Here is a 13,763-nt window from a genome sequence, read left to right as displayed (position 1 = left end):
GCGCTAGGGTCGTCCGCTGTGACCGAACCCCAAGACGCCACCGCGGCGGCCTACGACGCCGTCGCCGTCCTGTACGCCGACCTCTTCCGGGACGAGCTGGACGGGCTGCCGCTCGACCGCTCGGTGCTCGCCGCGTTCGCCGACTCCGTCCGGGCGGCCGGGGGTGGGCCGGTCGGCGACCTCGGGTGCGGGCCCGGGCGGGTGACGGCGCACCTGCGGGAGCTGGGTCTGGACGCCTTCGGGGTCGACCTGTCGCCGGTGATGATCGAGCTGGCCCGCCGGGAGTACCCGGAGCTGCGCTTCGAGCTCGGGACGATGACGGCCCTGGAGCTGGCCGACGGCGAGCTGGCCGGGATCCTGTCCTGGTACTCCGTCATCCACGCCGAACCGGCCGAACTTCCCTCGTACTTCGCGGAGTTCCGGCGGGTGCTGGCCCCGGGTGGGTACCTGCTGCTGGCCTTCTTCGAGGGCGGGCCGCTGACGGTGTTCGACCACAAGGTGGCACCGGCCTGGCGGTGGCCGGTCGACGAGCTTGTGGAGCTGGCGGGCGCGGCCGGGTTCACCGAGGTCGGCCGGATGCTGCGGGAGCCCCGTGCGGGGGAGCGGGCTTTCCGTCGGGGGCATCTGCTGATGCAGAGTCAGTAGCCGGGCCGGGACGGCAACGAGCCCGGAGCGACCCTCGGGGTCGTTCCGGGCTCGGGCTGCTGTGGGTCGGCGGTCAGCTCTGGTTGTAGAAGCCGGTCTCGTCGAGCGGGCGGTCGATCACCATCACCTCGACATCGGCCGGGGTGAGCAGGAAGACCCGGCGGGCGATCCGCTCGATCCCGCCCTGGGTGCCGAAGACCAGGCCGGAGGCGAAGTCGACCATCCGCTTGGCCTCGGCGTCGGTCATCTCGGTCACGTCCATCACCACCGGGATGCCCGCGCGGATGTGCTCGCCGACGGTGCGGGCCGCCTCGAAGCCGGTCGGCTTCAGGGAGACGATCTTCGCCGGGGCGGGGACGGCCACGGCCGACTCCTGGGTGGCCCACGAATCCTCGTAGACCGCGGCGGGGTAGTTACCGGAGGGCATCAGCCACCCGTTGTGGTGCTCGTCGCGAAGTGCTCCCATTGCCGCGCCTCCCTTTCTCGTCCCGTACTCGTCCCCCCGGGTGACCACGTCAGCTGACGCGTCATCCATCCGTCGGAACTGTCCGAGTATCGCACTGATCACCGCTTCGGTGCCCGTTCGCGACCGCCGTGCGGGGCGTGGCTCGCGGGACAACCCGGATTTTCCGGGCATCTCCTGCGACGCCGCAGCTCGCCGTACGGTTCCGCGCGTAGACCATATCCGTGTGCGTCAGGCCACAGTTGACTGTTCGTCAACAGTCCTGTAACGGATTTACCCGCCGGTCGTGTCGCCGATCAGTTCATTCTTGCGGATCACACCGACAGGGGACAGTGAATTCGACGGTGCGTCAGCGGCTGTGCGAGGGAACGGCGGAGAGTTCCGGTGCGCTCTCGGGGGCGACGGCGGCGGCAACGGCGACGGCGGGGCGGCGCCGGGAACGGCGGTACGCGCGCCAGCCGGCCACCACGGTGTAGAGACACATCAGCACGATCAGGGCGGCCGAGATCAGGAAGGCCGGTGAGCCCGGGTGGCCGGCGCTGGCCCCCGCGATCACGTACGCGGCCGTGCCGGGCGCCACGCCCAACGCGGTGGCGAGGGTGTACGGCAGGACCCGGACACCGGAGAACGCGGCGGCGTAGTTCGCGGCCTGGAACGGCACACCAGGGATCACCCGGACCAGCAGCATGCTGCGGAAGCCGTGCTCGCTGAGCCGCCGGTCCAGCGCGGTCGCGACCTTCCCGCGCAGCAGCGGCCGGACCGCGTCCCGGCCGAGGGCCCGCCCGAGCCAGAACCCCAGCAGCGCGCCGAGCGTGGTCGCCGCGACGGCCACCGGCACACCCTGGGCGCTGCCGAGCACCATGCCCGCAGCGCCGTTCAGAGCGGGCTTGGGCACGAAGGCGAGCGTGGCCACGGCGTAGACCAGCACGAAGACCGGGATCGGGACGCCGTCCCGCAGCAGGTCGGTCGGGCTCCAGAGCAGCAGCGAGCCGGCCGCCGCCGCGAGCACCGCGAGCAACGCCCCCAACCGGAACCACGGCGACCGGATCACGCGCGACACGACAGGCACCCGGCGAGTCTACGGTCCGGTCCGCGGCCGGCTCACACCCTGTCCAGGAAGGGGAGCAGGGCCGCGGTCAGCTCGGCGGGTGCGTCGAGCGGGATCAGGTGGGCGGCGGTGGGGAACTCGACCAGGGTGGCGCCGGGGATCGCGGCGGCGTACCGGCGGGAGATGTCCTGGAAGTCGGCGACGTCCAGGAGACCGATCCCGACCATGGTGGGCACGGCGACGGCGCTCAGGTCACGCGCCGGAAGGTCCTCGGTGTACTCGCCCCGGACGTCCTGGTGCACGAGGGACATCCGCACCGGGGCCCGGAGCTGCTCGGCCAGGCCCGGGGCGACCTCCGCCCAGCTGCGGGACGGGCCGCGCAGCCACATGTCCAGGTTCACCGAGACGGCGGCCTCCAGATCGCCCGCCTCCAGCGCGGCCGTCTCGGCCTCGTCGTACGCGTGCATCTCTGCCGACCAGTCATATCCGGGCCACATCGCGGCCAGCATGGTCAGCGACCGTACGCGCTCGGGGTGGGCGAGGGAGAAGGCGAGCGAGAGCAGGCCGCCCCAGGACGCGCCGACGAGCTGGACGCGGTCGTGACCGAGGTGGTCAAGGATCCGGCGCAGGTCGTCGGCCATGCTGAACGGGCCCGACGGGGGAGCGGACTCGCCGAAGCCGCGCAGGTCGTACCGGATGACGGTGTGCCGCTCGGCGAGGGCGGGCACGATCGGGTCCCAGAGCTGGTGGTCGGTGACACCGGCGTGCACCAGGAGGACGGGTGAGCCCTCTCCGGTGACGGTGTACGAGAGGTGGCCGAGGTCGTCGGCGAGGGTGATCATCCGCAGATGATCGCATCGCTCCTGGTGCAGCGCCAGTGATTTCTGCAGGTCAGGCCAGGTCAGGCGCCCACGGTGCCGTCGATGCCCTCGCGGAGGAAGTCCGCGTGGCCGTTGTGGCGGCCGTACTCCAGCAGCACGTGCACCATCACCATCCGCAGCGAGACCTCCTCCTCCCACCTCGGCTGGTACCCGGCCAGGTCGAGGGAGTCGGCGGCCTGCTCGATCCGGCGGGAGTTCGCCACCTCGGCCTCCCAGGCGCCGAACGCCTCCTCCCGGGTGGAGTTGCTCGCGTCGTAGGCGGCCTGGAAGTCGATCTTCTCGGACCAGACCATCGGCGCCTCGTGGTCCTCGAACACCCGGCGGAACCAGGCGCGTTCCACCTCCGCCAGGTGCCGGACCAGGCCGAGCAACGAGAGGGTGGAGGGTGGACTGGACTGCTGCCGCAGCTCCTCGTCGGTCAGCCCCGCGCACTTCATCGCGAGGGTCGCCCGCTGGTACTCGAGGAAGGTGCGCAGCATCTCGCGCTCGCTGCCGAAGTTCGGCGGGCCGATCCGGGTGTCGTCGGTCACTGTCGTGCTCCTCGTCCGTACTGGAGGGTGGGGTGGCGCCAGTATCGACGGTCGGCGGTCAGGCTCGGGACCCGGCCCCCGGAAGGCCGCACATCCAGTCCGGGCCGGGCTCGTTGAGCGGGTGTGACGAGGCGTCAGGCCGGTCCGAGGCGAGGAGTGCGGCGGTGGGCGAGTACGGGGTGACCGGCAAGGCGTGTCTGGTGACCGGAGCGGCCAGCGGGATCGGGCGGGCCACCGTGCGGGTGCTGGTGGCCGACGGGGCCCGGGTGCTGGCGAACGACGTGAACGAGATCGGGCTGGCCACGCTCCGGGAGGAGCTGCCGGAGGTCGGCACGGTGGTCGGTGACGTGTCGAGCCCGGCGGACGCGGAGCGGATGGTGCGGGCGGCGGTGGAGCGGTTCGGGCGGCTGGACGTGCTGGTGGCCAACGCGGGGGTGATCCCGCTGGGCAGTGCGCTGGAGACCACGGTCGAGGACTGGGACCACGTGCTGGCGGTGGACGGGCGGGGGATGTTCCTGACCTGCAAGTACGCGATCGAGGCGATGCTCGCGGACGAGGCGGGCGGCTCGATCGTCTGCGTCTCGTCGATCTCGGGAGTGGCCGGGCAGGCCAGGCAGGCGGCCTACGGGCCGGCCAAGTTCGTGGCGTCCGGGCTGACGAAGCATCTGGCGGTGGAGTGGGCCGGGCACGGCATCCGGGTCAACGCGGTGGCGCCGGGCACGATCAGGACCGAGGCGGTCGAGGCGGTCGCCGAACAGCCGGGCGGTGCCGAGTACTTGGCCACGATGAAGCTCGCCCATCCGATGGGGCGGCTCGGCGAACCGGCCGAGGTGGCGGCGGCGATCGCCTTCCTGGCGGGGGAGCGGGCCTCGTTCGTCACCGGCGCGATCCTGCCGGTGGACGGCGGCTACCTCGCCCGGTAGCCGGGACGACGGAGCGCTGCCGATACGGTCGGCTCATGTGCACCTACGCGTTCGTCCACTACAAGCTGCACTACGCGTGCGTGTCGTGCCGGATCAGCTTCAAACGGCATCCCGGTGAGGCCGGGGCCACCTGCCCGCGCTGCGCCGGGCAACTGCTGTGTGCGGGGCACGACTTCGCGGCACCGCGCCGTAGCAACCGGAAGGCGTGGTCGGTGGTGGCGGCGGTTCTCGACGCCGGGCTGCGCTACGAGGGCTTCGAGCCGTGTGGGTGCGGGCGGGAGCCGAAGTTCCGCCCCCGCACCCGCGCCCAGCTGCGGGCCCGCCGCATCATCGCCGCTCGGACCGGCACTCCGCTCACGGAACTGCTCGGCCGGGCAGACCCGTTGGAGACTCGCTGATCCGGAGCTGCTTGAGCAGGGCGATGTCCGCCGCGTGCCGGGCGCCCTCGATGCGGGCCGGGTCGTGGCGGCCGTCGGGGGTCTCGATGATCAGCGGGACGCCGTCGGTGGCGGGGTGGGCGAGCAGGCGGGCGAAGGCGGGGGAGCCGATGTGGCCCGCGCCGATGTTGGCGTGGCGGTCCTTGCGGGCGCCGACCACGTCCATCGAGTCGTTGGCGTGGATCAGCCGGAGCCGGCCGGGGCCGACGGCGGCGTGCAGGGTGTCGAGGAGTTCGGTGACGCCCTCGGGGTCGGCCAGGTCGTGCCCGGCGGCGAAGGCGTGGCAGGTGTCGAGGCAGACGCCGACCCTGGGGTGGTGGTCGAGGGCGTCGAAGTAGGCGGCCAGGTCCTCCATCCGGGAGCAGAGCGAACTGCCCTGCCCGGCGGTGGGTTCCAGCAGCAGCCAGGGGGCGTCCTCGCCGAGCGCGTCCAGCTGGTCCAGCAGCGGCCGGACGTCCGCCCGGACCTGCGCCATCGCCTCGGCGTAGCGGGAGCCGCCGTCGGCGGCCCGGCCGACGGCCGAACCGGTGTGCACCACCACGCCGAGCGCGCCGATCCGGTGCCCGCGCACCAGGGAGTGCCACAGCGATTCGGCGGAGCGCTCCCGGGTGGCGGTCGAGTCGGAGCCGAAGTTGATCAGGTAGGGCGCGTGGACGTACGCCGGGATGCCGGCGGTCGCGCAGGCTGCCCGGAACTCCGCGTCCCGGGCAGGTGTCCCGGCGGGGGTGGCCCAGCCGCGCGGGTTGGCGACGAAGACCTGGACGGCCTCCGCGCCGACCCGCTCCGCGTACGCCAGCCCGGTGCCGACCAGCCCGCGACCGGCCACCGGCACATGGGCGCCGACGGGGTTGCGGGTGCCGGGAACGGGCGGCTGAGCTGCGGTGTTCATGGCCACGAGGGTAGCGGGGGCACCGTCGTGGCCATCCGGCGGAGGTCGGACCTGCGGGGTCCGTCAGACCGGCTGGGTGGCGGCCCAGCTCGCGAACGCGGCCCAGGCGCCGACCGGGAACTCCAGGTGCGGGCCGACCGGGTTCTTGGAGTCGCGGACCGGGACGACGCCGTGCGCGGCGGCGAGATTCAGGGCCGGCTGGACGCAGTTGCCACCGGAGGCCCCGCTGTAGCTGGACGACTGCCAGTCAGCCCGGTTCAGCTCGGTGCTCGTCAGCATGGTGTTGGTGCTCCTTCGCTACCTTTTCAACGAGGTTCAGCGACGCTTCCGGTGACAGGGCGTCAGCCCGTGCCAGGTCGTAGGAGAGCCTCAACTCTCGTACCGTGTCCGGGTGTTCGATCAGCACACCGGCGTGCGGCGCCTCGACGTACCCCGTGTCGGGGATCCCGTCTGCGAAGGACATTAGCGTCATTGACCCCTCCAGCAACGCGTGTGCACCTCTGGAGGTCTCCAGCACCTGGATCACAACCATCCGCGACCGGACGAGATCAACCAGGTGCCCCAACTGATCAGCCATCGTGCCAAATCCGCCCACCGGGCGACGAATAGCATTTTCCGCCAGAAGCCACCACAACAACGGACGTGTTGGACCACGGAGCAGCTCCTGGCGGCCCAGCCGGGCGGCCACCTTCTCCTCGATGGTCTCCGGCGGGGCCAGTGGCAGCCCGGCCTCGAAGACCGCCCGCATGTACCCCTCGGTCTGCCCGAGGCCGGGGATCAGCTCGCCGCCGTACTCCAGCATCTGGCAGGCCCGGGGCTCCAGTTCGGCGTACGACTTGAAGAAGCCGGGGAACTGGCCACGGGTGATGTGCGGCCAGAGTTTGGAGAAGATCCCGCCGGTCTCCAGCGCCCCGTCGAGCCGCTCGGCGAACTCCCGGGTGGGGGTACGGCGGCCGGTCTCTATCTGGCCGACCAGTGATCCGGTGTAGCCGAGGACCTCGCCCAGGTTCTCCTGGCTGAGCCGGGCCCGGGAGCGGTGTTCGCGCAGCTCGCAGCCGAACAGGGCCAGCATGGATTCGGACGGGTCGAGTTCGCGTGGGCTGGGCATCTGTCGTTGGTTCTCCCGGGTCGGCGGGCCCGGCCGGGGAGGGCGGCCGGATCTGTCGGCTCGACTGTTGGACCGTCAACTCTGTTCGCGGTCGCTCTCCGTGTCGATCCTGTTACCAAGCTAGTCGATCGGGATCACGGTCGGCGGGGCAACGAGGCAAAGCGCGACAGCGGAGGTCGGCCATGAGCGAGACGGCGGAGCGGATTCAGGAGCGGGTGCGGCAGGGGCGGAGCTCGGCCGAGCGGCGGGGGTTCGACCGGGCCGAGTACGTCTCGGGCTCGGCGCTCTCCTTCGGCGAGTGCGGCTGCCCGATGCCGGACTGCCCGATCCGGGCCGGTGACGGCGAACGGCTTCGGCTGGACCGGGGGTTGCGGTAACCGGGACCGCCGCCGATGATCACCGGATGGACGACACGCTCAGGTTCCACCGGGGAGACACCACCACATGAACGCCTCACCACCGCCGGCCGGAGCGGCGCGGACCGACGGGCCGTCAGTCCGGATCGGTGCTCTCGTTCCGCTGACGCGGCCCGGCTGGGTCGAGGCGGGCCGGCACCTGCTCGCCGGCCTCGAGCTGGCCGTTCGCGACGTCAACGACACCGGTGGGATCGGTGGCAGGCCGGTCGAGCTGGTGGTCAGGGACACCGCGGCTGATCCGGAGCGGGCCTCGACGGCCGTGGACGAACTGGCCCGGCTGGGTGTGGTCGCCCTGGCGGGGGAGTACCACAGCGTGGTCGCCCGTGCCGCCGCCACCAGGGCGGACGCCCTCGGCCTGCCGTACCTGTGCTCGTCAGCCGTGCTCGACGCGCTCACCGACCAGCCGACGGAATGGGTCGCCCGGCTCTCCCCGCCGCAGTCCCGCGGCTGGCGGGTCTACGCGGACTTCCTGCACGGCGCGGGCCACCGTCGGATCGCCGTGGCAACCCAGCCGAGCGTCTACTGGGCCGCCGGGACCGGCATCCTGCGGGAGCACCTCGGCGCACGCGGCGGCACCGTGATCGAACTCGACATGCGCGAACTCACCCCCGCGGCCGTGTGCGACGCACTCGTCGAGGAGCGCGCGACCGCCCTCCTCCTGCTGGTCGGCCAGCCTGATCCGGCCGTGCCGATCGTCAGGGCCGTCCGCCGGGACCCGCGCCTCGCCGAGACCGTGATCGGTGCGCCGGCCGGGCAGCCGGAGTTCGCCGAGTGGGCGACCGCGCTGGGCGCCGACGGCGCCGCGATCCCGTTCCTGCGCTACCTGCCCGAGCGCCTCACCCCGCTCGGCGAGCGCGTCGGGACGGCCCTCGGTGAGCGGCTGTCCGCAGCACCCTCGTTCGTCGCCTTCGAGGGCTACGACACGATCACCGTCCTCGCCGACGTGCTGCGCTCCCACGGCACGGACCGGGCGAGCACTGCCGCGGCCTGGCCGCTCGTCGCAGTCGAAGGCACCCGTGGCACGATCCGGTTCTCCCGGGTGCCGGGCATCGGCGTCCGGCAGTGGGCGTCGACGCCGATCCAGGTCGTCGACCGTGATCCGGCGGAGCCGGGGCGGTTCCGGATCCTGCACGCCGACTGAGGGGGCACAGCTCGGCCTTGGGGGCGGCGTCCTGGTCGCGGTTCTCCGCCACGTCGGTGACGCCCAGGGCGGCGGGATCCGCGCTGGGCTCGGCGCTGGGCTCGGTGCGGGAGGAGGCGTTCTGCCGGAGGGCACCCGCGCTGAGCACCAGGGCGGCGGTCAGCGCGGTGACCACGCCGAAGGAGACGGTGAGCGAGGTGGTCTGGGCGATCAGGCCGATCACGGCCGGGGCGATCAGGCCGGAGGTGTAGGTGATGGTGGCCACCCCCGCGATGGCCTGGCTCGGGTTGCCGCCGCTGCGCCCGGCGGCCGCGAAGGCGAGCGGGACGACCACGGCGATGCCGATGCCGATCAGCGCGAATCCGGGGATGGCCAGGTAGGGCGAGTCGGAGCCGATCACCAGCAGGCCGCCCAAGGTGGCGACGCAGCCGCTGACCCGGACCGCGCGGACCGGGCCGAGCCGGCGGACCACCAGGTCGCCCGCCAGCCGGGCCGCCGTCATGGTGGCGGCGAAGGCGGTGAAGCTGGCCGCCGCGATGCTGGGCGAGGCGCCGGTGACGTCCCGCAGGTAGACCCCGCCCCAGTCCATGCTGGCGCCCTCGGCGAAGACCGCGCAGAAGCCGACCAGGCCGATCGCCAGCGCCGAGCGCGGCGGCAGGGCGAAGCGCGGCGGCGCGTCCTCGTCCTCGGCGGGGCGGACGTCGATCAGCCCGCTGCAGACCGAGACGCCGAGCGCGGTGAGCACCAGCGCGGTGACGGCCAACTGCGCCCGGGCGTCGAACTGCTGATGCGCCGCCAGTACGCCGAAGCCGGACGCGATCAGCCCGCCCGCGCTCCACATGCCGTGCAGGCCGGACATGATCGAGCGGTCGAGCCGCCGCTCCACCTCGACGCCCTGGGCGTTCATCGCGACGTCGGCCATCCCGGCGGCGCCGCCGTACAGGAACAGGATGATCCACAGCGCTGCCAGGTTGGGGGCGAGCGCGGGCAGCGCGAGAGCCAGGCACCAGAGCGCGAGCAGCCCCCGGACGGCGGCCCGCGCGCCGTAGCGGTGGACCACCCGCCCGGCCAGCGGCATGGCCAGCGAGGCACCGATGGCCGGCGCGACCAGGGCCAGACCGAGCTGACCCGGGCTCAGGCCCAGGTGGTCCTGGATCCAGGGGATCCGGGTGACGAAGGTGCCGGTGACCGCGCCGTGCACGGCGAAGACCAGGGCGATCCGCACTCTGGCCCGCCGGGCCTCCTGGTGACTGTCCATGACCTCGGGCTCCCCCTTCTGGATGACTGTTCGACAAACTATCAGGCAGGTACCCTGATAGATAGCTCTGGAAGGATGCCTCTTCATGACCATCGCGCGCACGGCCACACCGAGCACCGCCCGCGCCATCAATGATCGACTGGCGCTCGATCTGCTGCTCGCCCACGGCCCGCTCACCGCACCCGGACTGCGGGACCTGACCGGCCTGTCCCGTCCCACCGTGGCGGACCTGCTGGAGCGGCTCCAGCGCGGCGGCCTGGTGGCGGTGGTCGGCGAGAGCAGCGAACAGCGGCGGGGCCCGAACGCCCGGCTGTACGCCCTGGTGGCCGACCGGGCGCACCTGGGAGCCATCGACGTCCGCTCCACCGGGGTGTCCCTGGTGATCGCCGACCTGACCGGCCGTACGCTGGCCACCGCCGAGATCCCGGCGGGCTCCGAGTACGGCGAGGATCTGGCCGAGCGCACCGTACGGACGCTGCTGAGCACCGCGGCGGAGGTCGGGGTGGGGCACCTGCACACCGTGGCGGTCGGCGCCCCCGGGGTGGTCGACCCGGCCACCGGCGTGCTGAACAACTCCGGCAGACTGCCGCGCTGGCACGCCGAGTTGCTGGAGGCCCTGCGCGCCCAGCCGGAGACCGAGGTGATCCTGGAGAACGAGGTCAACCTGGCTGGGATCGCGGAGCACCGGATCGGCGCCGCGCAGGGCCGGGAGGACTTCGTGCTGCTCTGGCTCGGCCACGGCGTCGGCGCCTCGGTGGTGCTGAACGGCCGGCTGCGCCGGGGCGCCTCCGGCGGTACCGGGGAGATCGGCTTCCTGCCGGTGCCCGGTACCGAGGTGCTGCCGAGCGCGACCGGCTGCGACGGTGGATTCCACTCGACGGTCTCCAGCGCGGCGATCTGTGCGCTGGCCCGGGAGTACGGCCTGGAGGTCCCGCCGGGCGGGCCGGTCGAGCAGGCCGTAGGGGTGCTGCGGTCCGCCCTGGAGAAGGGCGAGTCCGCCTTCCTGGCGGAGTTGGCCGAGCGGATCGCGGTCGGGGTGTCCGCCGTCTGCGTGGTGATCGACCCCGGCTGCGTGGTGCTCGGCGGCGAGATCGGCCGGGCCGGTGGCGCCGCGCTGGCCGAGTTGGTGGAGCGGCGGCTGGCCGGTCTCTCGCCGTTCCGGACCGAGGTGCGGGCCGGGTCGGCCGGGGGCGGCGCGGTGCTCGCGGGTGCGGTGCTGACGGCGGGTGACGCGGTGCGGCGGGACCTGTTCGGCGAGCCGTAGCCGTAGTGGTGGAGGTGGTGACGCCGGGTCAGCTGGCGCTGGGCGGGCGCAGGGCGGGCATGCCGAGCGCCACGGCGGCCACCAGCCCGGCGATCAGGACCGCGGTGATGAGCACCCCGCTGCAGACCGCCCGGGCCGAGCGACGCTCGCGCCGCGGCGGCGCGATGTTGCTCTGGTGCCGGTCCGCCTCGGCGATGAACGAGAACGGGACGGGCTCGGGTGCCATGAACTGCTCCTCCTGGATCTGCGACGGGCCGATGGATTCCATCGTGCCCGATTCATTCAGTTTAATGCCGAAAAATGGCTGACTGACCGTTAGCTGACCAGCCCCCCGATACGGCAGGATGGCGGCGACAGCAGCAGTGCACAGTCACAGCACGGGAGCAGCGCATGGGGCAGGCGGACCGGCCGGTCAATCCGTACCGAATCGGCGAGGCCGCCGCGATGCTGGGCGTCAGCGCCGACACCGTGCGCCGCTGGGTGGACGCCGGGCGGCTGGTCGCCGAGCGGGACGAGCACGGGCACCGGATCGTCGCCGGGGCCGAGCTGGCCGCCTTCGCGCGGGAGTTGGCCAAGCCGGAGAACGCCGAGGTGGAGGGCCGTCCCTCGTCGGCCAGGAACCGGTTCCCCGGCATCGTCACGAACGTGGTGCTCGGCGACGTCGCCGCCCAGGTGGAGATCCAGGCCGGACCGTTCCGGGTGGTCTCGCTGATCAGCCGGGAGTCGGCCGAGGAGCTGAACCTGGTGCCGGGGGCCCCGGCCACCGCCGTGATCAAGTCCACCAACGTCGTGGTCGAGCGGAGCTGACCATGCCTCAGCACGTGCTCGCCGTCGCCCACCGGGGCGACCCGTACCGCCACCGGGAGAACACGCTGCCCTCGGTCGAGTCCGCGCTCGCCGCCGGGGCCGACGTCGTCGAGGTGGACGTCCAGCTCACCCGGGACGGCGTCCCGGTGCTGCTGCACGACCTCACCCTGGAGCGGCTCTGGGACGACCCGCGCCCGGTCGGCCGGGTCACCCTGGCCGAGCTGGAGCAGGTCGGCGGGCCCGGCCTGCGGGTGCCGACGCTGGCCGAGGCGGTCAAGGCGGTGGCCGAACGGCCCGGCGCCCGCCTGCTGGTGGACCTGGACGACCCCGGCCCGGCCGCCGCCGCCCACGCCGTGGTGGCCGGGCTCGGCGCCGAGGACCTGGTCGGCTACTGCGGCCCGGTCGGGGCGATGCTGGCGGTCCGGGCGCTGGACCCGGCGGCCGAGCTGTCGCTCACCTGGAAGCTGCCCCGGCTGCCCGTCCCGGCCCTGCTGGCCGACGTCCGGCCGCGTTACCTCAACCCGCCGTTCGGTCTGGTGGACGCCGAGTACGTGGCCGAGGCCGCCGGGGCCGGACTGGCCGTCAGCGCCTGGACGGCGGACCGGCGGCGGACCATGACCCGGCTGCTGCGGGCCGGGGTGGCCTCGGTGACCAGCAATCGGATCGCGCTGCTGCGCCGGGTTCTGGACAGTACGGGCCGCAGGGGCCGCGCCTAAACGGACATTTCATCAGATCCTGTGCTGAGATGGGATGATCAACAGCGCTAGCACAGGAGCAGGCATGCCAGCGGAGCCCGGGCAGGTGGAGCAGGCACCGGAGGTCCGCCCCGAGGACCGCCGGTCGGCGCAGCAGATGCTCCCCCCAGTGGTCCGGGCGACGGCCGCCTGGTCGCTCGCGGTGATCCTGTTCATCGGGGTGGCGACCCTGGTGGTGTACGCCTTCGTCGCGCTGCGCGCCGCCACCATCCCGATGATCCTCTCGCTGCTGGCCACCGCGCTGCTCTACCCGGTGATGCCCTGGCTGGTCCGGCACGGCGTCAAGCGGGCCCTGGCGGCCGGGCTGACCTGCGCGGTGCTGGTACTGGTGGTCTGCGGGGTGCTGGCGATCCTGACCAACTCCCTGGTGCACAGCGCCCCGCAGATCGCGGCGGCGCTGCGTGACGCGGGCGACAAGCTGGCCGACTGGCTCGGCCCGATCGGGGAGAAGATCCAGTTCGCGCTCTCCCAGTCGGCGGGGAGCGGGAGTTCGCTGGTCACCTCGGTGGCCAACGGGGTGCTCTCCGGGCTCGGCCTGGCCACCCAGATGATCACCGGCGCGGTGCTGGGGCTGGCCCTGGCGTTCTTCTTCCTCCGGGACGGTCACCGCACGGGTGACCTGGTCCGCTCGGTCGTGCCGCAGCCGCAGGCCGAGACGGTGGTGGCCTGCGGGCAGCAGGCGTTCAAGGCGACGGCCGGCTTCATGCGCGGCACCACGCTGATCGCCCTGATCGACGCCACCTTCATCACCATCGGCCTGCTGATCCTCGGGGTGCCCGGGGCACCAGGACTGGGCGCGCTGGTGTTCATGGGCGCGTACATCCCGTTCGTCGGGGCCTTCCTCTCCGGCACCGTCGCGGTGCTGGTCGCACTGGCCGACGGTGGTCTGGGCACCGCGCTCTGGACGCTGGGCGTCGTGCTCGCCGTGCAGATGATCGAGGGCAACGTCCTGCAGCCGGTGATCCAGAGCCGGACGGTCGAACTGCACCCGGCCACCATCATGTTCGCCGTGGTGGCGGGTGCGGGGGTCGCGGGCATCCTCGGAGCCCTGCTGGCCGTGCCGCTCTGCGCCGCAGGTCTCGGCATCGTGTCGGTGCTCCGGGGCACCGACGGCCGACCCCACCGCGGCCGGGCCGAGCAGTAGGGGTCCCCATCTCGGGTGGCCTGCACCCGAGTTGGCGGCGGTGACGAGTTATCA

17 protein-coding genes and 1 pseudogene are annotated in these 13,763 nt (G+C 72.8%); 9 read left to right on the top strand and 9 right to left on the bottom strand.

Annotation, left to right across the window (positions count from 1 at the left end):
* Positions 1 to 18: 18 nt before the first annotated feature.
* Positions 19 to 645 carry a class I SAM-dependent methyltransferase gene (locus ASC99_RS22660; protein WP_057234945.1) on the top strand — a complete coding sequence of 209 codons (627 nt, stop codon included), beginning with the start codon at positions 19 to 21 and terminating at the stop codon, positions 643 to 645.
* 73 nt (positions 646 to 718) lie between these two features.
* Here the strand turns inward: ASC99_RS22660 and ASC99_RS22655 are convergent, their stop codons facing one another.
* The 4 genes from ASC99_RS22655 to ASC99_RS22640 form a co-directional block, all read right to left on the bottom strand.
* A complete protein-coding gene (locus ASC99_RS22655; protein WP_057234943.1) occupies positions 719 to 1,111 on the bottom strand; it encodes a cell division protein SepF in 393 nt (130 codons plus the stop codon).
* Positions 1,112 to 1,457: 346 nt separating this feature from the next.
* On the bottom strand, positions 1,458 to 2,177 hold the full coding sequence (locus tag ASC99_RS22650; RefSeq protein ID WP_082598541.1) for a TVP38/TMEM64 family protein: 720 nt from the start codon (positions 2,175 to 2,177) through the stop codon (positions 1,458 to 1,460).
* Between the two features lie 32 nt (positions 2,178 to 2,209).
* The gene (locus ASC99_RS22645) at positions 2,210 to 2,998 is read right to left on the bottom strand and encodes an alpha/beta fold hydrolase (protein ID WP_057234942.1); all 789 of its coding nucleotides are present in this window, start codon (positions 2,996 to 2,998) and stop codon (positions 2,210 to 2,212) included.
* Between the two features lie 59 nt (positions 2,999 to 3,057).
* Positions 3,058 to 3,567 (bottom strand): DinB family protein, encoded by a 510-nt coding sequence (locus tag ASC99_RS22640; protein WP_057234941.1) that lies wholly within the window; start codon positions 3,565 to 3,567, stop codon positions 3,058 to 3,060.
* A 164-nt stretch (positions 3,568 to 3,731) separates the two neighbouring features.
* On the opposite strand from ASC99_RS22640, the gene ASC99_RS22635 reads away from it, so the two are divergent.
* The gene (locus ASC99_RS22635) at positions 3,732 to 4,490 is read left to right on the top strand and encodes an SDR family NAD(P)-dependent oxidoreductase (RefSeq protein ID WP_057234940.1); all 759 of its coding nucleotides are present in this window, start codon (positions 3,732 to 3,734) and stop codon (positions 4,488 to 4,490) included.
* Positions 4,491 to 4,525: 35 nt separating this feature from the next.
* Positions 4,526 to 4,888 carry a hypothetical protein gene (locus ASC99_RS22630; protein ID WP_200948378.1) on the top strand — a complete coding sequence of 121 codons (363 nt, stop codon included), beginning with the start codon at positions 4,526 to 4,528 and terminating at the stop codon, positions 4,886 to 4,888.
* Here the strand turns inward: ASC99_RS22630 and ASC99_RS22625 are convergent.
* The 3 genes from ASC99_RS22625 to ASC99_RS22615 all read right to left on the bottom strand — a co-directional run bounded on the left by ASC99_RS22625 (position 4,845) and on the right by ASC99_RS22615 (position 6,924).
* Positions 4,845 to 5,816, bottom strand: a complete 972-nt coding sequence (locus tag ASC99_RS22625; protein ID WP_057234939.1) for a deoxyribonuclease IV — start codon at positions 5,814 to 5,816, stop codon at positions 4,845 to 4,847. The two genes, ASC99_RS22630 and ASC99_RS22625, sit on opposite strands and share 44 nt — an antisense overlap.
* Positions 5,817 to 5,879: 63 nt before the next feature.
* Positions 5,880 to 6,095, bottom strand: a complete 216-nt coding sequence (locus ASC99_RS22620) for a DUF397 domain-containing protein (protein WP_057234938.1) — start codon at positions 6,093 to 6,095, stop codon at positions 5,880 to 5,882.
* Positions 6,064 to 6,924: a helix-turn-helix transcriptional regulator gene (locus ASC99_RS22615; protein WP_057234931.1), complete on the bottom strand. Its 861-nt coding sequence runs from the start codon at positions 6,922 to 6,924 to the stop codon at positions 6,064 to 6,066. The genes ASC99_RS22620 and ASC99_RS22615 overlap by 32 nt, the downstream gene beginning before the upstream one ends.
* Positions 6,925 to 7,106: 182 nt before the next feature.
* On the opposite strand from ASC99_RS22615, the gene ASC99_RS22610 reads away from it, so the two are divergent.
* Both ASC99_RS22610 and ASC99_RS37550 read left to right on the top strand, forming a co-directional pair.
* Entirely contained in the window at positions 7,107 to 7,301 is a 195-nt protein-coding gene (locus ASC99_RS22610; RefSeq protein WP_057234929.1) for a hypothetical protein, read from the top strand.
* A gap of 67 nt (positions 7,302 to 7,368) precedes the next feature.
* Positions 7,369 to 8,481, top strand: coding sequence for an ABC transporter substrate-binding protein (locus ASC99_RS37550; protein WP_057241117.1), 1,113 nt, complete (start codon positions 7,369 to 7,371; stop codon positions 8,479 to 8,481).
* A 70-nt stretch (positions 8,482 to 8,551) separates the two neighbouring features.
* On the opposite strand, the pseudogene ASC99_RS22595 reads toward ASC99_RS37550, so the two are convergent.
* Positions 8,552 to 9,739: pseudogene (locus ASC99_RS22595) on the bottom strand (MFS transporter); the annotation flags it as partial.
* 85 nt (positions 9,740 to 9,824) lie between these two features.
* Here ASC99_RS22595 and ASC99_RS22590 point away from each other — a divergent pair.
* Positions 9,825 to 11,003: an ROK family transcriptional regulator gene (locus ASC99_RS22590; RefSeq protein ID WP_057234923.1), complete on the top strand. Its 1,179-nt coding sequence runs from the start codon at positions 9,825 to 9,827 to the stop codon at positions 11,001 to 11,003.
* Positions 11,004 to 11,031: 28 nt separating this feature from the next.
* Here the strand turns inward: ASC99_RS22590 and ASC99_RS22585 are convergent, their stop codons facing one another.
* Positions 11,032 to 11,229, bottom strand: a complete 198-nt coding sequence (locus ASC99_RS22585) for a hypothetical protein (protein WP_057235161.1) — start codon at positions 11,227 to 11,229, stop codon at positions 11,032 to 11,034.
* A 164-nt stretch (positions 11,230 to 11,393) separates the two neighbouring features.
* Between ASC99_RS22585 and ASC99_RS22580 the strand changes: the two genes are divergently transcribed.
* From ASC99_RS22580 to ASC99_RS22570, 3 genes are all read left to right on the top strand, one after another.
* The gene (locus ASC99_RS22580) at positions 11,394 to 11,810 is read left to right on the top strand and encodes a molybdopterin-binding protein (RefSeq protein WP_200948377.1); all 417 of its coding nucleotides are present in this window, start codon (positions 11,394 to 11,396) and stop codon (positions 11,808 to 11,810) included.
* A gap of 2 nt (positions 11,811 to 11,812) precedes the next feature.
* Positions 11,813 to 12,526: a glycerophosphodiester phosphodiesterase gene (locus tag ASC99_RS22575; RefSeq protein WP_057234921.1), complete on the top strand. Its 714-nt coding sequence runs from the start codon at positions 11,813 to 11,815 to the stop codon at positions 12,524 to 12,526.
* Positions 12,527 to 12,590: 64 nt separating this feature from the next.
* Positions 12,591 to 13,709, top strand: a complete 1,119-nt coding sequence (locus tag ASC99_RS22570; protein WP_057234919.1) for an AI-2E family transporter — start codon at positions 12,591 to 12,593, stop codon at positions 13,707 to 13,709.
* Positions 13,710 to 13,763 lie beyond the last annotated feature (54 nt).

This window comes from Kitasatospora sp. Root107, assembly GCF_001424875.1.
In the GTDB taxonomy this organism is placed as follows: Bacteria; Actinomycetota; Actinomycetes; order Streptomycetales; family Streptomycetaceae; genus Kitasatospora.
Note: the sequence above shows the minus strand (reverse complement) of the source record. Positions and strands in the feature narration are given on the sequence as shown.

Bases quoted from the DNA above. Each gene is read 5' to 3' on its own strand.
- ASC99_RS22655 (WP_057234943.1), bottom strand. From the start codon at position 1,111: ATGGGAGCACTTCGCGACGAGCACCACAACGGGTGGCTGATGCCCTCC.
- ASC99_RS22645 (WP_057234942.1), bottom strand. From the start codon at position 2,998: ATGATCACCCTCGCCGACGACCTCGGCCACCTCTCGTACACCGTCACC.
- ASC99_RS22630 (WP_200948378.1), top strand. From the start codon at position 4,526: ATGTGCACCTACGCGTTCGTCCACTACAAGCTGCACTACGCGTGCGTG.
- ASC99_RS22625 (WP_057234939.1), bottom strand. From the start codon at position 5,816: ATGAACACCGCAGCTCAGCCGCCCGTTCCCGGCACCCGCAACCCCGTC.
- ASC99_RS22620 (WP_057234938.1), bottom strand. From the start codon at position 6,095: ATGCTGACGAGCACCGAGCTGAACCGGGCTGACTGGCAGTCGTCCAGC.
- ASC99_RS22615 (WP_057234931.1), bottom strand. From the start codon at position 6,924: ATGCCCAGCCCACGCGAACTCGACCCGTCCGAATCCATGCTGGCCCTG.
- ASC99_RS22610 (WP_057234929.1), top strand. From the start codon at position 7,107: ATGAGCGAGACGGCGGAGCGGATTCAGGAGCGGGTGCGGCAGGGGCGG.
- ASC99_RS37550 (WP_057241117.1), top strand. From the start codon at position 7,369: ATGAACGCCTCACCACCGCCGGCCGGAGCGGCGCGGACCGACGGGCCG.
- ASC99_RS22590 (WP_057234923.1), top strand. From the start codon at position 9,825: ATGACCATCGCGCGCACGGCCACACCGAGCACCGCCCGCGCCATCAAT.
- ASC99_RS22585 (WP_057235161.1), bottom strand. From the start codon at position 11,229: ATGGCACCCGAGCCCGTCCCGTTCTCGTTCATCGCCGAGGCGGACCGG.
- ASC99_RS22580 (WP_200948377.1), top strand. From the start codon at position 11,394: ATGGGGCAGGCGGACCGGCCGGTCAATCCGTACCGAATCGGCGAGGCC.
- ASC99_RS22575 (WP_057234921.1), top strand. From the start codon at position 11,813: ATGCCTCAGCACGTGCTCGCCGTCGCCCACCGGGGCGACCCGTACCGC.
- ASC99_RS22570 (WP_057234919.1), top strand. From the start codon at position 12,591: ATGCCAGCGGAGCCCGGGCAGGTGGAGCAGGCACCGGAGGTCCGCCCC.